Raw genomic sequence first — 17,315 nt, 5'->3', positions numbered from 1 at the left:
CCTGCGCCTGAGCGACGACCAGGGCCGCCTGCTCTGGCGCGCCACCCCGGACGACTGGGCCGCCGTGCGCGATCAACAAGGCGACACCGACCAGCCGATCCGCTTCCAGGGCCAGTACCACGACGAAGAAAGCGGCCTGTACTACAACCGCTACCGCTACTACGCCCCCGACCTGGGCCGCTACGTGAGCCAGGACCCGATCGGGTTGTTGGGGGGGATGAATGGGTATGGGTATACAGGTTTAAACCCGATTAAATATATTGACCCTATCGGACTTGCTCCTTGCCCGCCCGGAAGTGTATCGCCCGGCATAGCCTGTTATATATCCGATGCGAGTGGGAAAACGGGTTATCCCAATGAGGGGCGATGTGCGACAGGAGATTGTGCGGCAGGTTTACCTCGACAAAATGAGGCGTTACAAGGCAGCCTTTCCCTCGATATTGGTCTAGCAGGGCACGCCGGAATCGGAGGCAGCACCTCTGTAGGAATATCTATAGGCAAAAAAGGTGAAGACTATGGCCCTAATGTATGTGGATATATAAATGCCTGCCAAACGGCTGGACCTGGGGTTGCTGGCTCAGTAGGAGTGAATGGTACGTTCGGTAACGCTCCTCCTAGCACAGGGATGACCAAAATGATTGGTGCATTTGCGAATGGAGGCCTACTTGGTGATTATGGTGGGAATGTGCTGATTGATACTAGTAACTCGTCCTCGGTTTCCACTTCTGTAGGAGTTGGATTAGGCGGCGGGACTGCCGCTGGCGTAATGAGCTGCCAGCAATATTCATACTGCGCTAAAGATTAATTTGGAGTTAAATATGAGAAAGTTAGCAAGGTTGTCTTTCATTTTTTTTCTGGCACTTAGTGTGTCCTGCTCCCAGGATAAGGAGGCCAGGGAGCGAGATAGCGAAAGGTATGTTAGTTTATTTCAGAAAAAATTTAACGAGAAAGACATTGCAGCCATTTATGACAACGCCTCGGATAACTTAAAAGTAGGAGTTAAGAAAGAAGAATTTATAGGAAGCATAGAGAAAATCCGAGAAACACTTGGCGAAAATATCTCCACCAAGAAAGACAAGATCTTTTATTTAGAAGATACAAACGGAGTTCCGCTACTAGTTGTCACATATAATACTCGGTTTGCAAAAGGAGTAGGCGTGGAAACCTTCATGCTTGAATTAGAGAAAAAACGTGTCTCTTTACATCGTTACAATATAAATTCGGATGATCTTGTGCGCAGCCTTTTGCTTGGCGAAAAGAAAGATTAGTTGCTTAGGCCGGAACTGCACCTGCACTGAGATGAGCGAGCTTGGGCTGCGCGCCACTGTTCACGAACTAGGTTCTTCATCGATGCTGCGCCTTCCCCGACGCCGCCGTGCTGACCTGCTCGCTGACATGAACATGGTAGAAGCTTGGGCAACAGGGAGAACGGATAAATCGAAGTCTCAAATATTGACATCAATCAGGACCAAGTTGGTGTTTTATGATCGTCAGGCTAGACAAATGGGACTTAAGGACGACAATGGCTGCACGCTAGGAAATACTGTTGATTTCTATCATGACAATGCATTTGAAGAGTCTGGCCTTTCACCCTTCTTCTACGGCGGCAATCTTTGGCCTCAAGATACATGGCCTAACCCTGCCCCCAAAGATCCCAGGAAGTAATATGACTCGCATAGTTATCCGATTATCATTTGTTGTTATCTTCCTTTTGGGATTGTTCGTTTCTGGCTTTTTGCTGGCTCTTGGGATCATACCTTTTTCAAATATTATTTTAGAAAGCTTCACCACAGCGTTTTTGTATCAAATATATATTTCATTCCATTTTTATATTATTTCTTAGTAAGGATTTTGGGGGCGGAGTGATAGGCGTTTTATTAATACCTCTTGCTTTAGGTACTCACCATATACTCTCTGCAGTATGTGCACACGTTACTTTTTTCTGGGCCCCTATAGTAATGATTTTGGAATTCATATTTTATTTGCTTGTTTGCTTTAGCATTAAAAGATTTATAGGCTTACAATGCATATTGTCTTTCCTTGGCAAAATACCCATGGCAATTAGTTATTTTATTCAGTTTTCATTGAAGGAATTTAATAGCCCGAAGTAATGTAAGTGACGAATGCGTAGGATGACTCCGAGCGGCGACCGATACGTGAGCCAGACCCGATCGGGTTGTTGGGGGCCAATATCTACGCTTACCCGCTTAATCCGCAGTTGTTTGTTGATCCAATGGGACTGGCAACATAGCCTAAAACGAGAAAAATCATGAAATTCCTGATGCGGGTGATATAACCAGGGACATAATTACAAATAGACGTGGCGCAGACAGTGTCTCGATTGGTGACAATGCAGTGTATGACGCGTGCGGAATAACGGCCGCATAATGACATGCATGGAGAGACTCGACCAATATGAGCAAATTGCAGGAGCGGATAAAAGTCTCGGCAAGCATCCACTGATACAGGTTACTGTTGAGCTTGCGCGTGAGCTCGGTAAAAACAGCGTATGCATGGCTAATAACAAGTGTGATATATCAGAATTTGCCGGAAAGCCATTGCCTAAAATTTGGCCGCGCGCCTTGGACACAATTTTCAAGGAAGTTCCGGCACCTAGCGCCGGCCCTAAGAAAAAAGACAGGACCTATTGAATGAGCAAAGTATTACTTATTTTTTTGATCATATTTTCTTGCGGATGTGTTGCCGCAGAAGTGCCTGAAATACGCTGTGAATACGCCGAAAAGATAATGGATTATTCGACACTTGGTGACTGCTATAGCCAAGGGGTTGTTTATGATAAGGATGAAGAAAAAGCCAAACTATATTATATATATGGCGCAATGCAGGACACGGATCAAGGTGAGTATGGAAAACTACAAGCTGCACGTGTTTTATTATTTAAAAGCACAGATGAAGTAGATAATGCTATGGGGCTATACATTCTAAAGGTTTTCTCGGACAGTCAAAATGCCATAATTGTAAAAGCTCCAAGCTATGAAGGGGAATATACCTTTCGTGGTGCTGCTAGATATTATCTGGCAATATATTTTGCGCAGCAAAAAGATTATGAGCGCGCAATTGCCTACCTTGACTTGGCACTAGAGGATAGCTATTTCTGGGCTGCTTATGCCAAGCTTTATCTAAAAAGCCAACTAATCAGTGATGACGAGAAGAGTAAGTTAATCTCGCAAGCCGAGGATTTGAGGAAAATATACTTCCCTTGGTACCCCAAAGGCTATTCGTGCTGGCTGCAATGGCAAATAAAGCCCACCAAGGAGGACGAATTGAAATTCCCTGTCGACGCTCAGAAAGCTTCGAAATTAATGGAAGAGCAGGGTGGATGTCGCTCCAAATAAATAGTCCCACAGCTTCGTGCCGCTGCTGCGCCTGGAACAGGCCCGGACTCCCGACGCCACCGAACTGACCCAGGCCCGCCGCCTGCTGGCCAGCCAGGGCCAGGCCCTGCCCGAGCAGTACCGCCCGGCGCTGCGGGACCTGCGCATCGCCTGTTTCCACACCGACCACCTGGGCACCCCCCTGCGCCTGAGCGACGACCAGGGCCGCCTGCTCTGGCGCGCCACCCCGGACGACTGGGCCGCCGTGCGCGATCAACAAGGCGACACCGACCAGCCGATCCGCTTCCAGGGCCAGTACCACGACGAAGAAAGCGGCCTGTACTACAACCGCTACCGCTACTACGCCCCGGAGCTGGGTCGCTACGTGAGCCAGGACCCGATCGGGCTGTTGGGAGGAGCCAATATCTACGCCTACCCGCTTAATCCGCAGCTGTTTATCGATCAACTGGGGTTAGATAAAACGACTTGGGGCGGGAAGGGCAGCTCGGTCTTTGACGGACCTAAAAATGGTAATTGGGGTGGGAAATGTTGGAGTGGTGGACAAAACTCTTGTGGAGGAGAGTCACCAGGCACAGCAGAACCAACTGATAGCGCTGACGCTTGCTATAAAGCACATGACGAATGTTTTATTGATTGTGAAGATAAATATGGGAACACTGCAGAAATGTTTTGTAAGCCTCTAGTTTGCAACGCAACCCTAAAATCTTGCCTTTCAAACCTGCCTAAGAATATGACTGAATGGCAAAAACCACCAGCTATAGGCACGGAGCAAGACACAGCCTCTTTTATGCAACAAGCCTCCGGGTGGTTTACTACTAAGGACAGAACGGTACAACTTCACACCAAGCGAATGGCAGCTTTAAATTACCGATGCCTCCAGAATTTCAACAATATGCAAGGGAATGATATGAAAAAACAAATCTGTTTAATTGTTTCGCTAGTGCTATTGGCGCCTGTCAATGTTTTTGCTTCTATATGTAGCGCCCCAGAATTAAAAAGTCGAGCTCATGATTTTGCTGTATTGCACAGTGAAGGCAAGCAAATTGATCTAAAAAAATGGTTTGTCAAAGGCACTTTTGAAACTGCATTCATAAAGTCAAATGAATATGTTTCATTTTTTGAATTTAGTCACGAACAAACCAATGTATATGGAGGGCTCAAGAGTATCGAAATAAAGCAGGACAAAGCGAAAAAATGCAACACTTGCGCTATCGCAACTGTCATTCGCTATAAATTTAAAGGCCCTCCCTTCGAAGGAACTGAATGCTGGTCATTGGAAGACGACATTTGGAAAATAAGCGCTCAATAAAGCGGTCAAGTAATTATTTAACTGTCCGCTTCTTCGAGGGATCGGTACATTTAAAGAATGGGCTCCACCGCACTCGATGAGGTATGGCAGAAGAGCTGGAGAAAATTAAAAATCCCAAACCAAGTTTACTCCAACAGCTTACTTGGCGAGCCAGGCGTGGACTTATAGCGTTTTGTTTTTCAATAAGTTTGCTAATTTTTAGCCTCTACAAAGCCAAATCCGAGAAAGCAGGAGTGCTTAGAAGTCTCGAGAAATAGCTAGACGGTTGATCCCTGCTCTAATCGGCCTCCATAGTTGTGGGCCAGGCTAAGTCTCGGTAATGACCAGGGGCGTACTTACAAGTAGACGTGGTCCAGGCAGTGTCTCGATCGGTGTCAATGCAGTGCTTGACGCGTGCAGGAATAACGGTCGCATGATGACCTGTATGGAAAGACTCGACCAATACGAGCAGATTGCAGGAGCGGATAAAAGCCTAGGAAAACACCCCTTAATACAAATCACTGTTGAACTTACCCGTGAGCTTGAAAAAATAGCGTATGCATGTCAATAATAAATGCGACATATTGGAGTTTGTTGGGGGGATATCGCCGGAAATTTGGCCGCCTGATTTGGATGCAGTTTTCAAAGAAATACCAAAACCAAGCCCTGGACCTAAAAAGAAAGACAGGATAAATTAATGCGCAAGTTAAGACTCGGCTGTTTATTTTTTATGATTTTCTCTGAGCATTTAATGGCGGAGGTGACGGAAGCGCGCTGCAAGACTGCGGAAAGCATAATGGATTACTCAACGCTTGGTGATTGCTACGATCAAGGAGTGATCTATCCCAAGGACAAGGAACAGGCCAAACTGAATTATATCTATGGTGCAATGCAAGACACCAGACAAGGCGAGTACGGAAGACTAAAAGCTGCGCGGGCACTTCTGTTTCAAAGCGAGAATGAGTTGGAAAATGCTATGGGGTTATATATATTAAAGTCTTTTTCTGATAACAAGAATGCTATCGTGGTCGAAAAGCCACGCTATGAAGGGGATTATACATACCGTGGTGCGGCACGCTATTATCTATCCATATATCTGTTGCAACAAAATGAAAATGAGCGTGCCTTAACTTATCTAGATCTAGCTTTGGAGGACGGTTATTTCTGGGCCGCTTATGCCAAGCTTTATCTAAAAAGCCAACTAATCAGTGATGACGAGAAGAGTAAGTTAATCTCGCAAGCCGAGAATTTGAGGAAAATATACTTCCCTTGGTACCCCAAAGGCTATTCGTGCTGGCTGCAATGGCAAATAAAGCCCACCAAGGAGGACGAATTGAAATTCCCTGTCGACGCTCAGAAAGCTTCGAAATTAATAGAAGAGCAGGGTGGATGTCGCTCCAAATAAATAGTCCCACAGCTTCGTACCGCTGCTGCGCCTGGAACAGGCCCGACCCCTCGACGCCGCCGAGCTGACCTGCTCACTGAATATGAACAGCGCTAGAAGCAATAGACCCTGAACGCTGTAGCCCTCCAAACGTTACCGGGTCAGCGTACACCTGCTCACTGACCAGCCTGTATTTTGCCGGCCGCCGATTGATACGGCACACTAGCGCCCCCGCGCCCGGCGCCGTAGATGACAGAAGCCGTATGACCCGTTCCCCGTTCCGTCGCCTTGCCTTCGGTGCTCTTCGCCGCCTGCTGTATCTGTGGGTGCGCTCGGAAACCATCAACCAGTCCGCCCTCACTCTCAAGCTCGACCGCAGCAAGCCGGTGCTCTACGTGCTGCAACAGAGTTCCATGAGCGATCTGGCGGTGGTGGACACCGAATGCCGTAAAGCGGGGCTGCCACGACCGGTATTGCCGGTGGCGGTGGGCGAGTTGCTGGAACCGGCGGCGTTCTTCTACCTGACCCCGGACCCGGGCTGGCTCGGCCGGCAGGACAGGCGCGCCAGCGCGCCGACGCTGGTGCGGGTGCTCGGGGCGATCCAGCAGCAGGCGGTGGAGGATGCGCAGATCATTCCGGTCAGCGTGTTCTGGGGCCAGTCGCCGGATCGCGAGACCAGCGCCTGGAAGCTGTTGTTCGCCGACGATTGGGCGGTCACCGGGCGGCTGCGCAAGCTGGTCAGCATGCTGATCCTCGGACGCAAGACCCGCGTGCAGTTCTCCGCGCCCATCCACTTGCGCGAACTGGTGGAACAGGACAAGGGCCCGGAGCGGACCCTGCGCATGGTGCAGCGCATCTTGCGGGTGCACTTCCGCAATCAGAAGACCGCGGTGATCGGTCCGGACGTGTCCCACCGCCGCAACCTGGTGAAGGGGTTGATCCACGGCCCGCAGGTGCGCCAGGCGATCGCCGAGGACGTGGAACGGGAAAAGATCCCCCAGGAAAAGGCCGAAGCCCAGGCGCTGAAGTACGCCAACGAGATCGCCTCGGACTACACCTACACGGCGATCCGCTTCCTCGAGGTGGTACTGAGCTGGTTCTGGAACAAGCTGTACGAGGGCATCCGGGTCAATCACATCGAGGGCGTGCAGAACATCGCCCAGGGCCACGAGGTGATCTACGTGCCCTGCCACCGCAGCCATATCGACTACCTGCTGCTGTCCTACCTGCTGTTCCGCAACGGCCTGACGCCGCCGCACATCGCCGCCGGGATCAACCTGAACATGCCGGTGATCGGCAGCCTGCTGCGTCGCGGCGGCGCCTTCTTCATGCGCCGCACCTTCAAGGGAAACCCCCTGTACAGCGCGGTTTTCAACGAATACCTGCACACCCTGTTCAGCCGCGGCTTCCCGGTGGAGTACTTCGTCGAGGGCGGCCGCTCGCGCACCGGGCGCATGCTGCATCCGAAGACCGGCATGCTGGCGATCACCCTGCGCAGCTTCCTGCGTTCGTCGCGCCTGCCGATCGTCTTCGTACCGGTCTACATCGGCTACGAGCGGGTCCTGGAAGGTCGCACCTACCTCGGCGAGCTGCGCGGCGCGAGCAAGAAGAAGGAGTCGATCTTCGACATCTTCAAGGTGGTCAGCGCCATCCGCCAGCAGCGCTTCGGCTCGGTCTCGGTGAACTTCGGCGAGCCGATCAAGCTGACCGAGTTCCTCGATCGCAGCCAGCCGGACTGGCGCACCCAGGCGCTGGCCCCCGACTACCGGCCGGAATGGCTGAGCGAGGCGACCCATCGACTGGCGGTCACCGTGGCGCGCCACCTCAACGACGCCGCGGCGATCAACCCGGTCAACCTGGTGGCCCTGGCACTGCTCTCCACCAGCCGCCTGGCGCTGGACGAGCGCGCCCTGGCGCGAATCCTCGACCTTTACCTGGCGCTGTTTCGGCGGGTGCCCTACTCGCCCCATGCGACCCTACCGGAGGGCGATGGCCAGGCGCTGATCGAATACGTGCGCAGCATGAACCTGCTCGCCGAGCAGAAAGACGCGCTCGGGCGGATCCTCTACCTGGACGAGCAGAACGCGGTGCTGATGACTTACTACCGCAACAACGTGCTGCATGTATTCGCTTTGCCGGCACTGCTCGCCAGCTTCTTCCAGAGCAGCGCGCGGATGAGTCGCGAACAGATCCTGCGCTTCACCCAGGCGCTCTATCCCTACCTGCAGGCGGAGCTGTTCATCCGCTGGAGCGTGGAGGAGCTGGAGGCGGTGGTGGACGAATGGCTGGCGGCGTTCGTCGAACAGGACCTGTTGCGGGTCGAAGGCGACGTCTACGTGCGGCCGCCGCCCAGCTCGCGGCAGTTCGTGTTGCTCACCCTGTTGTCCCGGGCCATCGTGCAGACCCTGCAACGCTTCTACATGGCCATCGCCCTGCTGCTCAATGGCGGCCAGCACGCGTTGTCCGCCGAGGAGCTGGAGAATCTCTGCACGGTGATGGCCCAGCGCCTGTCGATCCTGCACGGGCTGAACGCCCCTGAATTCTTCGACAAGAGCCTGTTCCGCCATTTCATCCAGACGTTGCTGGACCAGCAGGTGCTGCGCCAGGACGAGAACGGCAAGCTGAGCTACCACCGCCTGCTCGGCGAACTGGCGGAGGGCGCCGCCAAGCGCGTGCTGCCCGCGGAAATCCGCCTGTCGATCCGCCAAGTGGCCCAGGACCGCCAGACCGACCTGGAGGAACCGCGCGACCCCGCCTGACGCGGCGTCGCGCAACTTCCGCGGAACGCGGCTGTCCGACGGGGCGTCTTCCGTCGTTGCGAATTCGACCATGCCGCGCCGCGCCCCGCTGTTCCCGATGGCCCTGCTGCTCTCCGCCTGCGCCGGCTGCAGCCATGCGCCGCTCAGCCTGAAAGGCGAAGTCTTCTACCACGCCCGCGACGCGCTGCCCGAGGACGCGGTGCTCAGCGTGAAGCTGGTCGACCTCACCCGCGCCGATGCGCCGCCGCGGGAGCTCGCGCTGCAACAAGGGAAGATCCGCAGCCCGGTGCCGGTTTCCTTCCGCCTCGACTACGACCCGGACGACATCCTGCCAGGGCACAGCTACGCGGTGCAGGCACGCATTCAGCGCAACGGCCGGCTGCTGTTCATCAACACCGTGCACCACGGCGTGCTGCTGGACGGCAGCGACCCGCAACCGCTGCGGGTGCGAATCGCTGCCATCCACTGATGGCCGTGCCCAGGCACTCCGCTAAGCTCGCGGCTTTTCCGCTCCGAGGAACCATCATGTTTCGCCCACTCGTCCTGCTGCTCGGCCTCGGGCTGTCCGCCCAGGCTTTCGCCCTCTCGCTCGCCGACCTCACGCAACAGGAAGCGGGTGGCGGGCTCAAGGACGTCTTGACCCAGAGCGCCAGCCTCGCGGTGCAACAACTGAGCAAGCCCGGCGGCTTCGCCAAGGACCCCGCTCTGCGCATCGAATTGCCGGGCAAACTCGGCAAGGCCGCGCGTACCTTGAAGGCGATGGGCATGGGCAGCCAGGTCGAACAGTTGGAAAACGGCATGAACCAGGCCGCCGAGGCGGCGATGCCGCAAGCCAGGGCGTTGCTGGTGGACGCGGTGAAGAAGATGAGCGTGCAGGATGCCCGCTCGATTCTCGCCGGTTCCCAGGACGCCGCGACCCGCTACCTGGACAGCAGTAGCCGCGAGCAGCTACGGACGCGTTTCCTGCCGATCGTCCGCCAGGCCACCGCCCAGGTCGGGCTGGCCAGCCAGTACAACGCGTTCGCCGGGCAGGCGGCGCGGCTGGGGGTGGTCGAGACGAAGAACGCCAGCCTGGAAAGTTATGTGACCGAGCAAGCCCTGGACGGCCTGTTCACCCTGATCGCCCGCCAGGAGGCGAACATTCGCCAGGACCCGTTGAAGGCCGCCACCGGCCTGGCGCAGAAGGTGCTCCAGGCCGGCCAGACGCGCTGAGGTCTTACGCCGGACCGTCGTGGCCGGCCGGGACTCATTTACCGGCTTGCTGATAGAACGGCATGACCTTGGGAATCGCCGCCTGCAGCGAGGCCATGCGCGAACCGGAAGACGGGTGCGTGCTCATGAATTCCGGCGGCGCCCCTTCGCTGGCCTTGCTCATCTTTTCCCACAGGCTGATGGCGGCGTTCGGGTTGTAGCCGGCGCGGGCGGAGAGCTCCAGGCCGATCAGATCGGCCTCGTTCTCGTTGCTGCGGCTGTTCGGCAGGGTCATCAGGTATTCCACCCCGGTATTGGCCAGTTGCAGGCTGCCGTCGCCGACCCCGAGCACCGAACCGACCTGGGTGGCCATCTGCACCCCATAGGCCTTGGACATCGCCTCGCGGCCGTGCTCGCGCAGGGCGTGGGCGATCTCATGGCCCATCACCGCGGCCAGTTCATCGTCGCTCAGTTTGAGCTGATCGATCAGCCCGCTGTAGACGATGATCTTGCCGCCGGGACCGCAGTTGGCGTTGAGCTCCTCGCTGTCGATCAGGTTGACCTGCCAGTCCCACTTCGCCGCATCGGGACGGAACACCGGGGCCTGGGCGATCAGCCGGCGGGCGATGGCGTCGACGCGCTTGGCATTCTGGCTGTTCTTGTCCAGCACACCCTTGCTCGACGCCTCCTGCAGGGTCTGGGTGTAGGACTGCGAGTACATCTGGTTGACCTCGTCGCTCGACAGCATGCTGAACATGTACTGCTTGCGTTCGACGCCGACGGCACCGCCGCTGGTGGTGTTCACCGCCTGACAACCGGTCAGCAGCAGGGGCACGAGCAGCGCTGACGCTAGACGGTTCGGATTGGCCATGACTGATCCTCTCGGAAAACGGCTCCGCTGCGGAGCCAGGCATTGAAAGCGGCGGCGGGCTTGCGTGAACGTCCATCACCCACTTTGCTTGAGGGGGCGACCGGCGGCCGGCGTCGCATGCGCGCGTTCTTCGGGCACGCCCGCTGGAGTCGTTTTTTTAACGACTCCCTTTCCTTTCGTAAAGATGCTAATGCTGGGCCTTCGCTCGGCCGATAGCTGACTGGAGCGCAACCTGAGACCCCTGGAGGGCCTATGAAATTCAAATCCATCCAGTTCTCGGTGGCCGCCCTCGCGGGCGCCAGCGTCCTGGCAGTGGTGGTGGCGTTGGTGCTGTATGCGTTGTTCGCCGGCGCGCGGACCCAGGCGTCGATCCAGGCGCGGACCCAGACCCTGTTCTCCCAGATCATCGACGAGCGCCTGCTGGCGATGGCCAGGGAGCAGGTCAGCCACATCCAGCGCAACTTGGAATACCCCCTCACCCTCGCCTCCAGCCTGGCGCAGACCAACGCGCTGATGGGCGAGACCGACGCCGCCGGCAGCCCGCGCCTGAACATGAGCCGCGAGGAACTGACCAACCTGTTGCAGCACATGGTGCAAAGCAATCCGCGGGTGATCGATGCCTACATCGGCTGGGAACCCAACGCCTTCGACGGTAATGACGACCTCTACGCCAACCAGGCCGGCTACGACGCCACCGGCCGCTTCACGCCCTGGTGGTACCGCGGCCCCGACGGCAAGCTGGTGCTGGAACCCCTGGGCGCGACCATGATCAGCGAGAAACGCCTGCCCACCGGCGTCCGCGAGGGCGAATACTATCTGTGTCCGCGAGAGACCAAGGGCATCTGCATCGTCGACCCGGCGCCCTACGAGATGGGCGGCAAGATGGTCATGCTCGCCTCCTTCAACGTCCCGGTACTGGTGGGCGGCAATTTCCGTGGCATCGCCGGGGTCGACCTGGCGGTGGACTTCATCCAGCAGTCGCTGATGGACGCGAACAAACAGCTCTACGGCGGCGCCGGGCAAATGGCGCTGGTTTCCGCCAACCAGCGCCTGGTGGCCTACACCGCGGACGCCAGCAAACTCGGTACGCCCGCGGCGGAAGCCCTGGAGTCGGGCCTGGTGAAGGACCTGCAAGGCGCCCAGGGCGATCAGCCGGTCTACCGGGTCGACGAGCAAAGCGGGCGGATCGTCCTGCTGGTGCCCTTCCGCATCGGCGAGACCCAGACCCGCTGGACCCTCGCCATCGATCTGCCCCTGGCGACGGTGATGGCGGACCTGCAGGGGCTGCAACAAGACTTCACCTCTCGGCGCGACGAAGAGGTCATCGGCATGGCGCTGGTCGGCCTGCTGATCGCCGGTATCGGCCTGGTGGTGGTCTGGCTGGTGGGCTACGGCATCGCTCGGCCGCTGCGGCAGATGGTGACGGTGCTGGACGACATCGCCCAGGGCGAGGGCGACCTGACCCGCCGCCTGGAGGTGAACCGCGCGGACGAGCTCGGCGCCATCGCCCTCGGCTTCAATACCTTCCTCGCCAAGTTGCAGACCATGATCGGCCAGGTGGTGACCTCGGTGCAGAAGGTCAGCGACTCGTCCGAGCACACCGCCGACATCGCCATCCGCACCAACCAGGGCATTCAGAAACAGATGGCGGAGATCGATCAGGTCGCCACCGCCGTGCACCAGATGACCGCCACCGCCCAGGATGTGGCGCGCAACGCCAGCCGGGCGGCGGAAGCGGCCAGCCATGCCGACGAGGCCGCCGCCCATGGCAAGCGCGTGGTGGAAAGCACCGCCGGCGCCATCGCCGCGCTGGCCAGCGAGATCGGCCGCGCGGTGGGCGTGGTGCAGAACCTGGCCAAGGACAGCGAGAACATCAATGCGATCCTGGTCGCGATCCGCGGCATCGCCGAGCAGACCAACCTGCTCGCCCTCAACGCCGCCATCGAGGCCGCCCGCGCCGGCGAACAGGGCCGCGGTTTCGCGGTGGTCGCCGACGAGGTGCGCAACTTGGCGCAGAAAACCCAGCAGGCCACCGGGGAAATCCAGACCATGATCCAGCAATTGCAAGGCGGCACCCGCCAGGTGGTCAAGGTCATGGAGGATAGCCAGGCGAAGACCGACGACAGCGTGCGCCAGGCCAGCGAAGCGGCGACCGCCCTGGAATCGATCACCCAGGCGGTCTCGGTGATCAACGACATGAACACCCAGATCGCCAGCGCCGCCGAGGAACAGAGCGCGGTGGCCGAGGACATCAACCGCAACGTGACCAACATCGGCCAGGTCGCCGGCGAAGTCGCCAGCGGTGCCGACGAGGCCAGCAGCGCCAGCGGCGAGCTGACCCAACTGGCCGAACAGCAACGCCGGTTGATCAACCAGTTCAAGGTGTGAGGCGGCGATGTCCGGGAGGTTGGCGGCGGCCTTGCTTCAAGCCGGCGTCAGGCACTCCGGCGCATCCAGCCGCGGATCGTTGACCAGGGTGGCCAACGCGCGCTCGCGCAACGCCGGCGCGGGGCGCGCCAGCAAGGCGCGCAACGTCGCCTCGGGCGTGTCGGCGGCGAGCCAGGCCCGGGCGCCCGCCTCGTCGAGCAACAGCGGCCGGCGCATGCCGGCCAGCGGCTGGGTGACCAACGCGACGCTCAGGTATTCGTGGCCCTGCACCGGGTAGGCCTCCCAGACCGCGGCCATCTGCACCAGGGAACCCTCGCCGCTGACCCAGTAGGGCCGCTTGCGCACTCCCCGCCACTCGTAGAACCCGTTGGCCGGCAGCAGGCATCGGCGCAGGCGAAAGGCTTCGCGGAACATCGGTTGCTCGGCCAGGGTTTCCGCGCGGGCGTGGGCCGGGGTGCGCGACAGGTCGGTGAGCCAGGCCGGGGTCAGGCCCCAGCGGGCGAGGTCGGCGCGCAAATCGCCGTCGATCTGGCGCAACATCAACACCTGGCTGCCGGGCGCCAGATTCCAATGGGGCTGCTGGTCGGCGGGAAAACCGGGCGTGCCGGTCAGGCCGGGCGGCCAGCGGAACAGGGCGAAACGACCACTCATGGGGACTACGAACTCGGTGAAGGGGCGTCAGCAGAGCAGTACGCCGGGGAGGCTGTCCGGTTCGTCGCCGGGCAGCGGCTGGGCGGCATTGTACGCATCGATCAACTGCCGCGCGCGAGTGGCCTGGGCATCCTCGACCAGCAGGCCGAGCAACCCGCAGACCGGCAGCTCGCCCACGGCGCCGAGCAGATGGCCGCCGGTGAGGTGCGCCTCGACCCCTTCGCTGGCGAGCATGCCCAGCAGCAATTGCGCCTCCAGCAGATCCTGGGGTTCGTAGACGCGCTGCATCAGTCGTCCTCCGCGTGTACGTCCAGCGTCCACTCCCGGCCGTCGGTGCGCAGGTCGAAGACGATCGGCCGGCAGCAGACCTGGCAATCCTCGATGTATTGCTGGTCGCCCGCGGACAGATCCAGCAGGGTTTCCACCGGCTCGCCGCAATAAGGGCAGTCGTACATCTGGGTTTCCAGCATTCGGGTCTCCATTGTGACTTGCAGGTATAATCGCCGGTCTACTGCACGCCCCGCTCGCGGGGCCACTCCTGTCATCCAGACGCCATCACCGGATACGAGAACAGATGGGCGAATTCGAAGCCATCCGACCCTACGACGACGCCGAAGTCCCCGCGATCCTCAAGCGCCTGTGCGCCGACGAGGCGTTTCTCGACAGCCTCACCCGCTTCCGCTTTCCCCGTCTCGCCGGTCCGCTCGGCTGGTTGCTCAAGCCTGTTATAGCCCATCGATTGCGGCGCGTATGCGCAGGCATCCGAACGGTGGGGCAATTGCAGGACAAGATCGAACCCTACGTCGACCGCACCATCGAGCACGCCACCGACGGCATCAGCTATTCCGGGATCGATCGGCTCAAGAGCGGCCGGGCCTACCTGTTCCTCGCCAACCACCGCGATATCGTCATGGACCCGGCGTTCGTCAACTACGCGCTGTACCACGCGCGCCTGCCGACCCCGCGCATCGCCATCGGCGACAACCTGCTGCAGAAGCCCTTCGTCAGCGACCTGATGCGCCTGAACAAGAGCTTCATCGTGCACCGCTCGCTGAGCGGGCGCCGGGAGAAACTGGCGGCCTTCCAAACGCTCTCGGCCTACATCAACCATTCGATCCGCCAGGATGGCGAATCCATCTGGATCGCCCAGGCCGAGGGACGCGCCAAGGACGGCGACGACCGTACCGATTCGGCGATCCTCAAGATGTTCCACATGAGCCGGAAGGACGAAGCCTTCGGCGAGGTGATCGGCGAACTGGGCCTGATCCCGGTGGCGATCAGCTACGAATACGACCCCTGCGACAAGGCCAAGGCCCGCGAGCTGCAGATCCGCGCCAGCACCGGCAGCTACAGCAAGGCGCCGGGCGAGGACGACGCCAGCATCGCCCTCGGCATCACCGGCTACAAGGGCCGCGTGCACATCCATTTCGCCGAAGAGATCGGCAGCGGTTTCGCCGATGCCAAGCTGCTGGCGGCGGAGGTGGACAGGCGGATTCTCGGCAACTACCGATTGTTCCCGGCCCATTACCTCGCCTACGCCCTGTGGGCGGAGCGCGACGCCTCACTGGGCGTGCCGCTGGCCGAGGAGCTGTTCCCCGCCGCCGAAGTGGAGCGGGCGCGCCAGGAACTGCAGAAACGCTTGGACGCGTGCAGCGCCGAGCAGCGGCCCTACCTGGTCCTGCAATACGCCACACCGGTGCGCAATCAGTATCGGGTCAAGGCGGGCCTGCCGCTTTAGCGGCCAGGGGAAGGTTCGTCGCCGGGAGCGATGCCTGCGGAACGAGCCGCCGGGATCGCCTGGGGGCGGGATGCGGAGCGACCTGCCCTTCGCCAAGGGTCGAAACGTCCGCCAGGAAGATCGGGAAAGCGCTTCGCGGGCTAGCCGAGCGGATCGCCTCGGTGGGTGCCCAGACTACCGTCCAGGCCCGCTCACAGCCCCGTGCTGAACCAGGACACCAGCAGCGCCAGGGCCAGGCAGACGCCCCCCACGGCATTGAAGAATCCATGCAGGCGCTCGATATCCTGATCGGCCAGCGGCTCGGCCGAGGGCTGCGTCAAGGCGCGGGCCTGACGCAGGCGTGTGGCGACCAGCAACCAGGCGCCGATCAGGCCGAAGAACAATGCCAGGCCGTTGACGACCTGCGCGGCGCTCAATTCCAGCAGAGAACCCAAGAACAGCGACATCCAACCTCCGCTTCCGGGACGGAACGACGCGCCCGGTACTGCCACGACGGCACCGTCGCGACGCGGCGGTGAATACGGCGGCGGAGTTTACTGAAGCCGGGGTGGCGCCACGGTCTTTTCCGACGAGCGCGCCGCCGGCAAAAGAAAACCCGGCACCGCTCCGCCGAGGCGCGATGCCGGGTTCGCGGGGCGGTTTACTGCTGGGAAAGCACTTGGCCGATGGTCGGGTCCTTGAACACACGGGTCAGGGCATCGCTGAGCACTTCGCTGACCAGTTTGGTATTGGTCTGCTCGTTCGGCGCGGAGCCGAAGCGCTGGTTCATCGACGCCGCATAGCGACCGCTGAAGCGACGCGCGCTGTTCTGCACATCGGCCCGGAAGGCCGCCTTGATGTCCGCCTGGGTGACGTAGACGCCATCCTTCGGCGACTGGTACTGCAGCTCGGTCAGGGTCAGGGTCAACTGCGGCGCGTTGTAGGCATTCGGCGAAGGCGTGAAGCCGAGCAGTCGGACCGCCGCCTCGGTTTCGCTCTGCAAGCGCGGGAGGATGTCCTGGCCCTGTACGCTGATGTTGCTGGTATCGGCGTAGAGGCCGCCGCGGGTGCCGAGGACCGGCGAAGGCCGGCCATCGACCACCTTGACCATCACCGGCTGGCCCTGGCCGACGGCGGTCAAGGGACCGGTGAGCTTGGGTTGCGGGCTGAGTTGCTGCGGGCTGAGAGCGCAGCCCGCGAGGGTCAGGCCAATGCCGGCCAGAAGGCCGAGCGATGCACGTTTCAGCATGCTGGATATCTCCATGGGGTAGGACGCGAAATGGCCGGCAGTATAACCAGCGCCGCCCCGCGCCGACAGGGCGAAACTCTGACCGCCGGCCGTCCGCCGGGGTTCCTGTCATACCGCTGTCACGCCGCCCTGGGATAAAGGCCCTGTCCCTCCGGGAGAATCGCCATGCTGACCTTGCTCCGTGCTCTCTTCACACCCGCCGCACCGCTGCGTCACTACGCCTTGCTGGATGGCCGGGGCCGTTGCCGGGCGATCCACAGCGCCCGCCGCGCACCTTCGGGGCACGGCTGGGTCGAGGTGGTCGAGTCACGACTGAGCTGGCTCGGTCAGCCCCTTCCGGCCGAGGCCCGCCTCATCCGCCACACCGCGCCAGCGATCAGCCGATCGGCACTGGCCGCCTGACCGAAGAAAGTCACGCCGAAAAGACCAACTCGGCGAATTTCGCCGCTATAATCGCCCCC

Annotated in this window: 18 protein-coding genes and 1 pseudogene; 13 read left to right on the top strand and 6 right to left on the bottom strand. The window is 59.6% G+C overall.

The annotated features are described in order from the left end of the window. From OGL92_RS22190 to OGL92_RS21135, 10 genes and pseudogenes are all read left to right on the top strand, one after another. Positions 1-805 (top strand): RHS repeat-associated core domain-containing protein (locus tag OGL92_RS22190; RefSeq protein WP_276584080.1); only part of this gene is annotated, 805 nt, incomplete at its 5' end. A 13-nt stretch (positions 806-818) separates the two neighbouring features. Beyond that, complete coding sequence (locus OGL92_RS21175) at positions 819-1,268, top strand: DUF4019 domain-containing protein (protein WP_263147638.1); 450 nt, start codon at positions 819-821, stop codon at positions 1,266-1,268. Positions 1,269-1,350: 82 nt separating this feature from the next. Further along, positions 1,351-1,665, top strand: coding sequence for a hypothetical protein (locus OGL92_RS21170; protein WP_263147636.1), 315 nt, complete (start codon positions 1,351-1,353; stop codon positions 1,663-1,665). Between the two features lie 731 nt (positions 1,666-2,396). Then, entirely contained in the window at positions 2,397-2,651 is a 255-nt protein-coding gene (locus OGL92_RS21165) for a hypothetical protein (protein WP_263147633.1), read from the top strand. Continuing rightward, on the top strand, positions 2,652-3,356 hold the full coding sequence (locus OGL92_RS21160) for a hypothetical protein (RefSeq protein ID WP_263147630.1): 705 nt from the start codon (positions 2,652-2,654) through the stop codon (positions 3,354-3,356). 13 nt (positions 3,357-3,369) lie between these two features. Then, positions 3,370-3,780: pseudogene (locus OGL92_RS22250) on the top strand (RHS repeat-associated core domain-containing protein); the annotation flags it as partial. Between the two features lie 1,561 nt (positions 3,781-5,341). Further along, positions 5,342-6,049 carry a hypothetical protein gene (locus OGL92_RS21150; RefSeq protein WP_263147628.1) on the top strand — a complete coding sequence of 236 codons (708 nt, stop codon included), beginning with the start codon at positions 5,342-5,344 and terminating at the stop codon, positions 6,047-6,049. Positions 6,050-6,291: 242 nt separating this feature from the next. Further along, entirely contained in the window at positions 6,292-8,787 is a 2,496-nt protein-coding gene (gene plsB, locus OGL92_RS21145; RefSeq protein ID WP_263147626.1) for a glycerol-3-phosphate 1-O-acyltransferase PlsB, read from the top strand. 70 nt (positions 8,788-8,857) lie between these two features. Further along, positions 8,858-9,256 (top strand): YbaY family lipoprotein, encoded by a 399-nt coding sequence (locus OGL92_RS21140; RefSeq protein ID WP_263147624.1) that lies wholly within the window; start codon positions 8,858-8,860, stop codon positions 9,254-9,256. Positions 9,257-9,312: 56 nt separating this feature from the next. Next, entirely contained in the window at positions 9,313-9,999 is a 687-nt protein-coding gene (locus OGL92_RS21135; protein ID WP_263147623.1) for a DUF4197 domain-containing protein, read from the top strand. Between the two features lie 34 nt (positions 10,000-10,033). Here the strand turns inward: OGL92_RS21135 and OGL92_RS21130 are convergent, their stop codons facing one another. Further along, positions 10,034-10,849, bottom strand: a complete 816-nt coding sequence (locus tag OGL92_RS21130; RefSeq protein ID WP_263147620.1) for a M48 family metallopeptidase — start codon at positions 10,847-10,849, stop codon at positions 10,034-10,036. A 252-nt stretch (positions 10,850-11,101) separates the two neighbouring features. Between OGL92_RS21130 and OGL92_RS21125 the strand changes: the two genes are divergently transcribed. Next, positions 11,102-13,237 carry a methyl-accepting chemotaxis protein gene (locus OGL92_RS21125; protein WP_263147619.1) on the top strand — a complete coding sequence of 712 codons (2,136 nt, stop codon included), beginning with the start codon at positions 11,102-11,104 and terminating at the stop codon, positions 13,235-13,237. Between the two features lie 36 nt (positions 13,238-13,273). Here the strand turns inward: OGL92_RS21125 and OGL92_RS21120 are convergent, their stop codons facing one another. The 3 genes from OGL92_RS21120 to OGL92_RS21110 are packed head-to-tail and all read right to left on the bottom strand — an operon-like array spanning position 13,274 to position 14,358. Beyond that, a complete protein-coding gene (locus tag OGL92_RS21120) occupies positions 13,274-13,888 on the bottom strand; it encodes an SOS response-associated peptidase (RefSeq protein ID WP_263147616.1) in 615 nt (204 codons plus the stop codon). A gap of 27 nt (positions 13,889-13,915) precedes the next feature. Continuing rightward, positions 13,916-14,176 (bottom strand): DUF2007 domain-containing protein, encoded by a 261-nt coding sequence (locus OGL92_RS21115; protein WP_263147613.1) that lies wholly within the window; start codon positions 14,174-14,176, stop codon positions 13,916-13,918. Further along, a complete protein-coding gene (locus OGL92_RS21110; RefSeq protein WP_263147610.1) occupies positions 14,176-14,358 on the bottom strand; it encodes a CPXCG motif-containing cysteine-rich protein in 183 nt (60 codons plus the stop codon). Before OGL92_RS21110 ends, OGL92_RS21115 begins: the two co-directional genes overlap by 1 nt. Before the next feature lie 104 nt (positions 14,359-14,462). Between OGL92_RS21110 and OGL92_RS21105 the strand changes: the two genes are divergently transcribed. Next, complete coding sequence (locus tag OGL92_RS21105) at positions 14,463-15,626, top strand: 1-acyl-sn-glycerol-3-phosphate acyltransferase (RefSeq protein ID WP_263147608.1); 1,164 nt, start codon at positions 14,463-14,465, stop codon at positions 15,624-15,626. Between the two features lie 191 nt (positions 15,627-15,817). On the opposite strand, the gene OGL92_RS21100 is transcribed toward OGL92_RS21105, so the two are convergent. Beyond that, the gene (locus OGL92_RS21100; RefSeq protein ID WP_263147606.1) at positions 15,818-16,072 is read right to left on the bottom strand and encodes a hypothetical protein; all 255 of its coding nucleotides are present in this window, start codon (positions 16,070-16,072) and stop codon (positions 15,818-15,820) included. A gap of 194 nt (positions 16,073-16,266) precedes the next feature. Further along, entirely contained in the window at positions 16,267-16,854 is a 588-nt protein-coding gene (locus tag OGL92_RS21095) for a YajG family lipoprotein (RefSeq protein ID WP_263147604.1), read from the bottom strand. Between the two features lie 168 nt (positions 16,855-17,022). Between OGL92_RS21095 and OGL92_RS21090 the strand changes: the two genes are divergently transcribed. Then, on the top strand, positions 17,023-17,256 hold the full coding sequence (locus tag OGL92_RS21090) for a hypothetical protein (RefSeq protein WP_263147640.1): 234 nt from the start codon (positions 17,023-17,025) through the stop codon (positions 17,254-17,256). The last annotated feature ends 59 nt before the right edge of the window (positions 17,257-17,315 follow it).

The organism is Pseudomonas sp. RIT-PI-AD (assembly GCF_025642785.1).
GTDB lineage: Bacteria > Pseudomonadota > Gammaproteobacteria > Pseudomonadales > Pseudomonadaceae > Pseudomonas_T.
The sequence above is the reverse complement of the archived record's forward strand: the minus strand, read 5'-3'. Positions and strand labels throughout refer to the sequence as shown.

What these genes read in the sequence shown, in the direction of transcription:
- OGL92_RS21175 (WP_263147638.1), top strand. Translation starts at nt 819, where the DNA reads ATGAGAAAGTTAGCAAGGTTGTCTTTCATTTTTTTTCTGGCACTTAGT.
- OGL92_RS21170 (WP_263147636.1), top strand. Translation starts at nt 1,351, where the DNA reads ATGCTGCGCCTTCCCCGACGCCGCCGTGCTGACCTGCTCGCTGACATG.
- OGL92_RS21165 (WP_263147633.1), top strand. Translation starts at nt 2,397, where the DNA reads ATGGAGAGACTCGACCAATATGAGCAAATTGCAGGAGCGGATAAAAGT.
- OGL92_RS21160 (WP_263147630.1), top strand. Translation starts at nt 2,652, where the DNA reads ATGAGCAAAGTATTACTTATTTTTTTGATCATATTTTCTTGCGGATGT.
- OGL92_RS21150 (WP_263147628.1), top strand. Translation starts at nt 5,342, where the DNA reads ATGCGCAAGTTAAGACTCGGCTGTTTATTTTTTATGATTTTCTCTGAG.
- plsB (WP_263147626.1), top strand. Translation starts at nt 6,292, where the DNA reads ATGACCCGTTCCCCGTTCCGTCGCCTTGCCTTCGGTGCTCTTCGCCGC.
- OGL92_RS21140 (WP_263147624.1), top strand. Translation starts at nt 8,858, where the DNA reads ATGCCGCGCCGCGCCCCGCTGTTCCCGATGGCCCTGCTGCTCTCCGCC.
- OGL92_RS21135 (WP_263147623.1), top strand. Translation starts at nt 9,313, where the DNA reads ATGTTTCGCCCACTCGTCCTGCTGCTCGGCCTCGGGCTGTCCGCCCAG.
- OGL92_RS21130 (WP_263147620.1), bottom strand. Translation starts at nt 10,849, where the DNA reads ATGGCCAATCCGAACCGTCTAGCGTCAGCGCTGCTCGTGCCCCTGCTG.
- OGL92_RS21125 (WP_263147619.1), top strand. Translation starts at nt 11,102, where the DNA reads ATGAAATTCAAATCCATCCAGTTCTCGGTGGCCGCCCTCGCGGGCGCC.
- OGL92_RS21120 (WP_263147616.1), bottom strand. Translation starts at nt 13,888, where the DNA reads ATGAGTGGTCGTTTCGCCCTGTTCCGCTGGCCGCCCGGCCTGACCGGC.
- OGL92_RS21115 (WP_263147613.1), bottom strand. Translation starts at nt 14,176, where the DNA reads ATGCAGCGCGTCTACGAACCCCAGGATCTGCTGGAGGCGCAATTGCTG.
- OGL92_RS21110 (WP_263147610.1), bottom strand. Translation starts at nt 14,358, where the DNA reads ATGCTGGAAACCCAGATGTACGACTGCCCTTATTGCGGCGAGCCGGTG.
- OGL92_RS21105 (WP_263147608.1), top strand. Translation starts at nt 14,463, where the DNA reads ATGGGCGAATTCGAAGCCATCCGACCCTACGACGACGCCGAAGTCCCC.
- OGL92_RS21100 (WP_263147606.1), bottom strand. Translation starts at nt 16,072, where the DNA reads ATGTCGCTGTTCTTGGGTTCTCTGCTGGAATTGAGCGCCGCGCAGGTC.
- OGL92_RS21095 (WP_263147604.1), bottom strand. Translation starts at nt 16,854, where the DNA reads ATGCTGAAACGTGCATCGCTCGGCCTTCTGGCCGGCATTGGCCTGACC.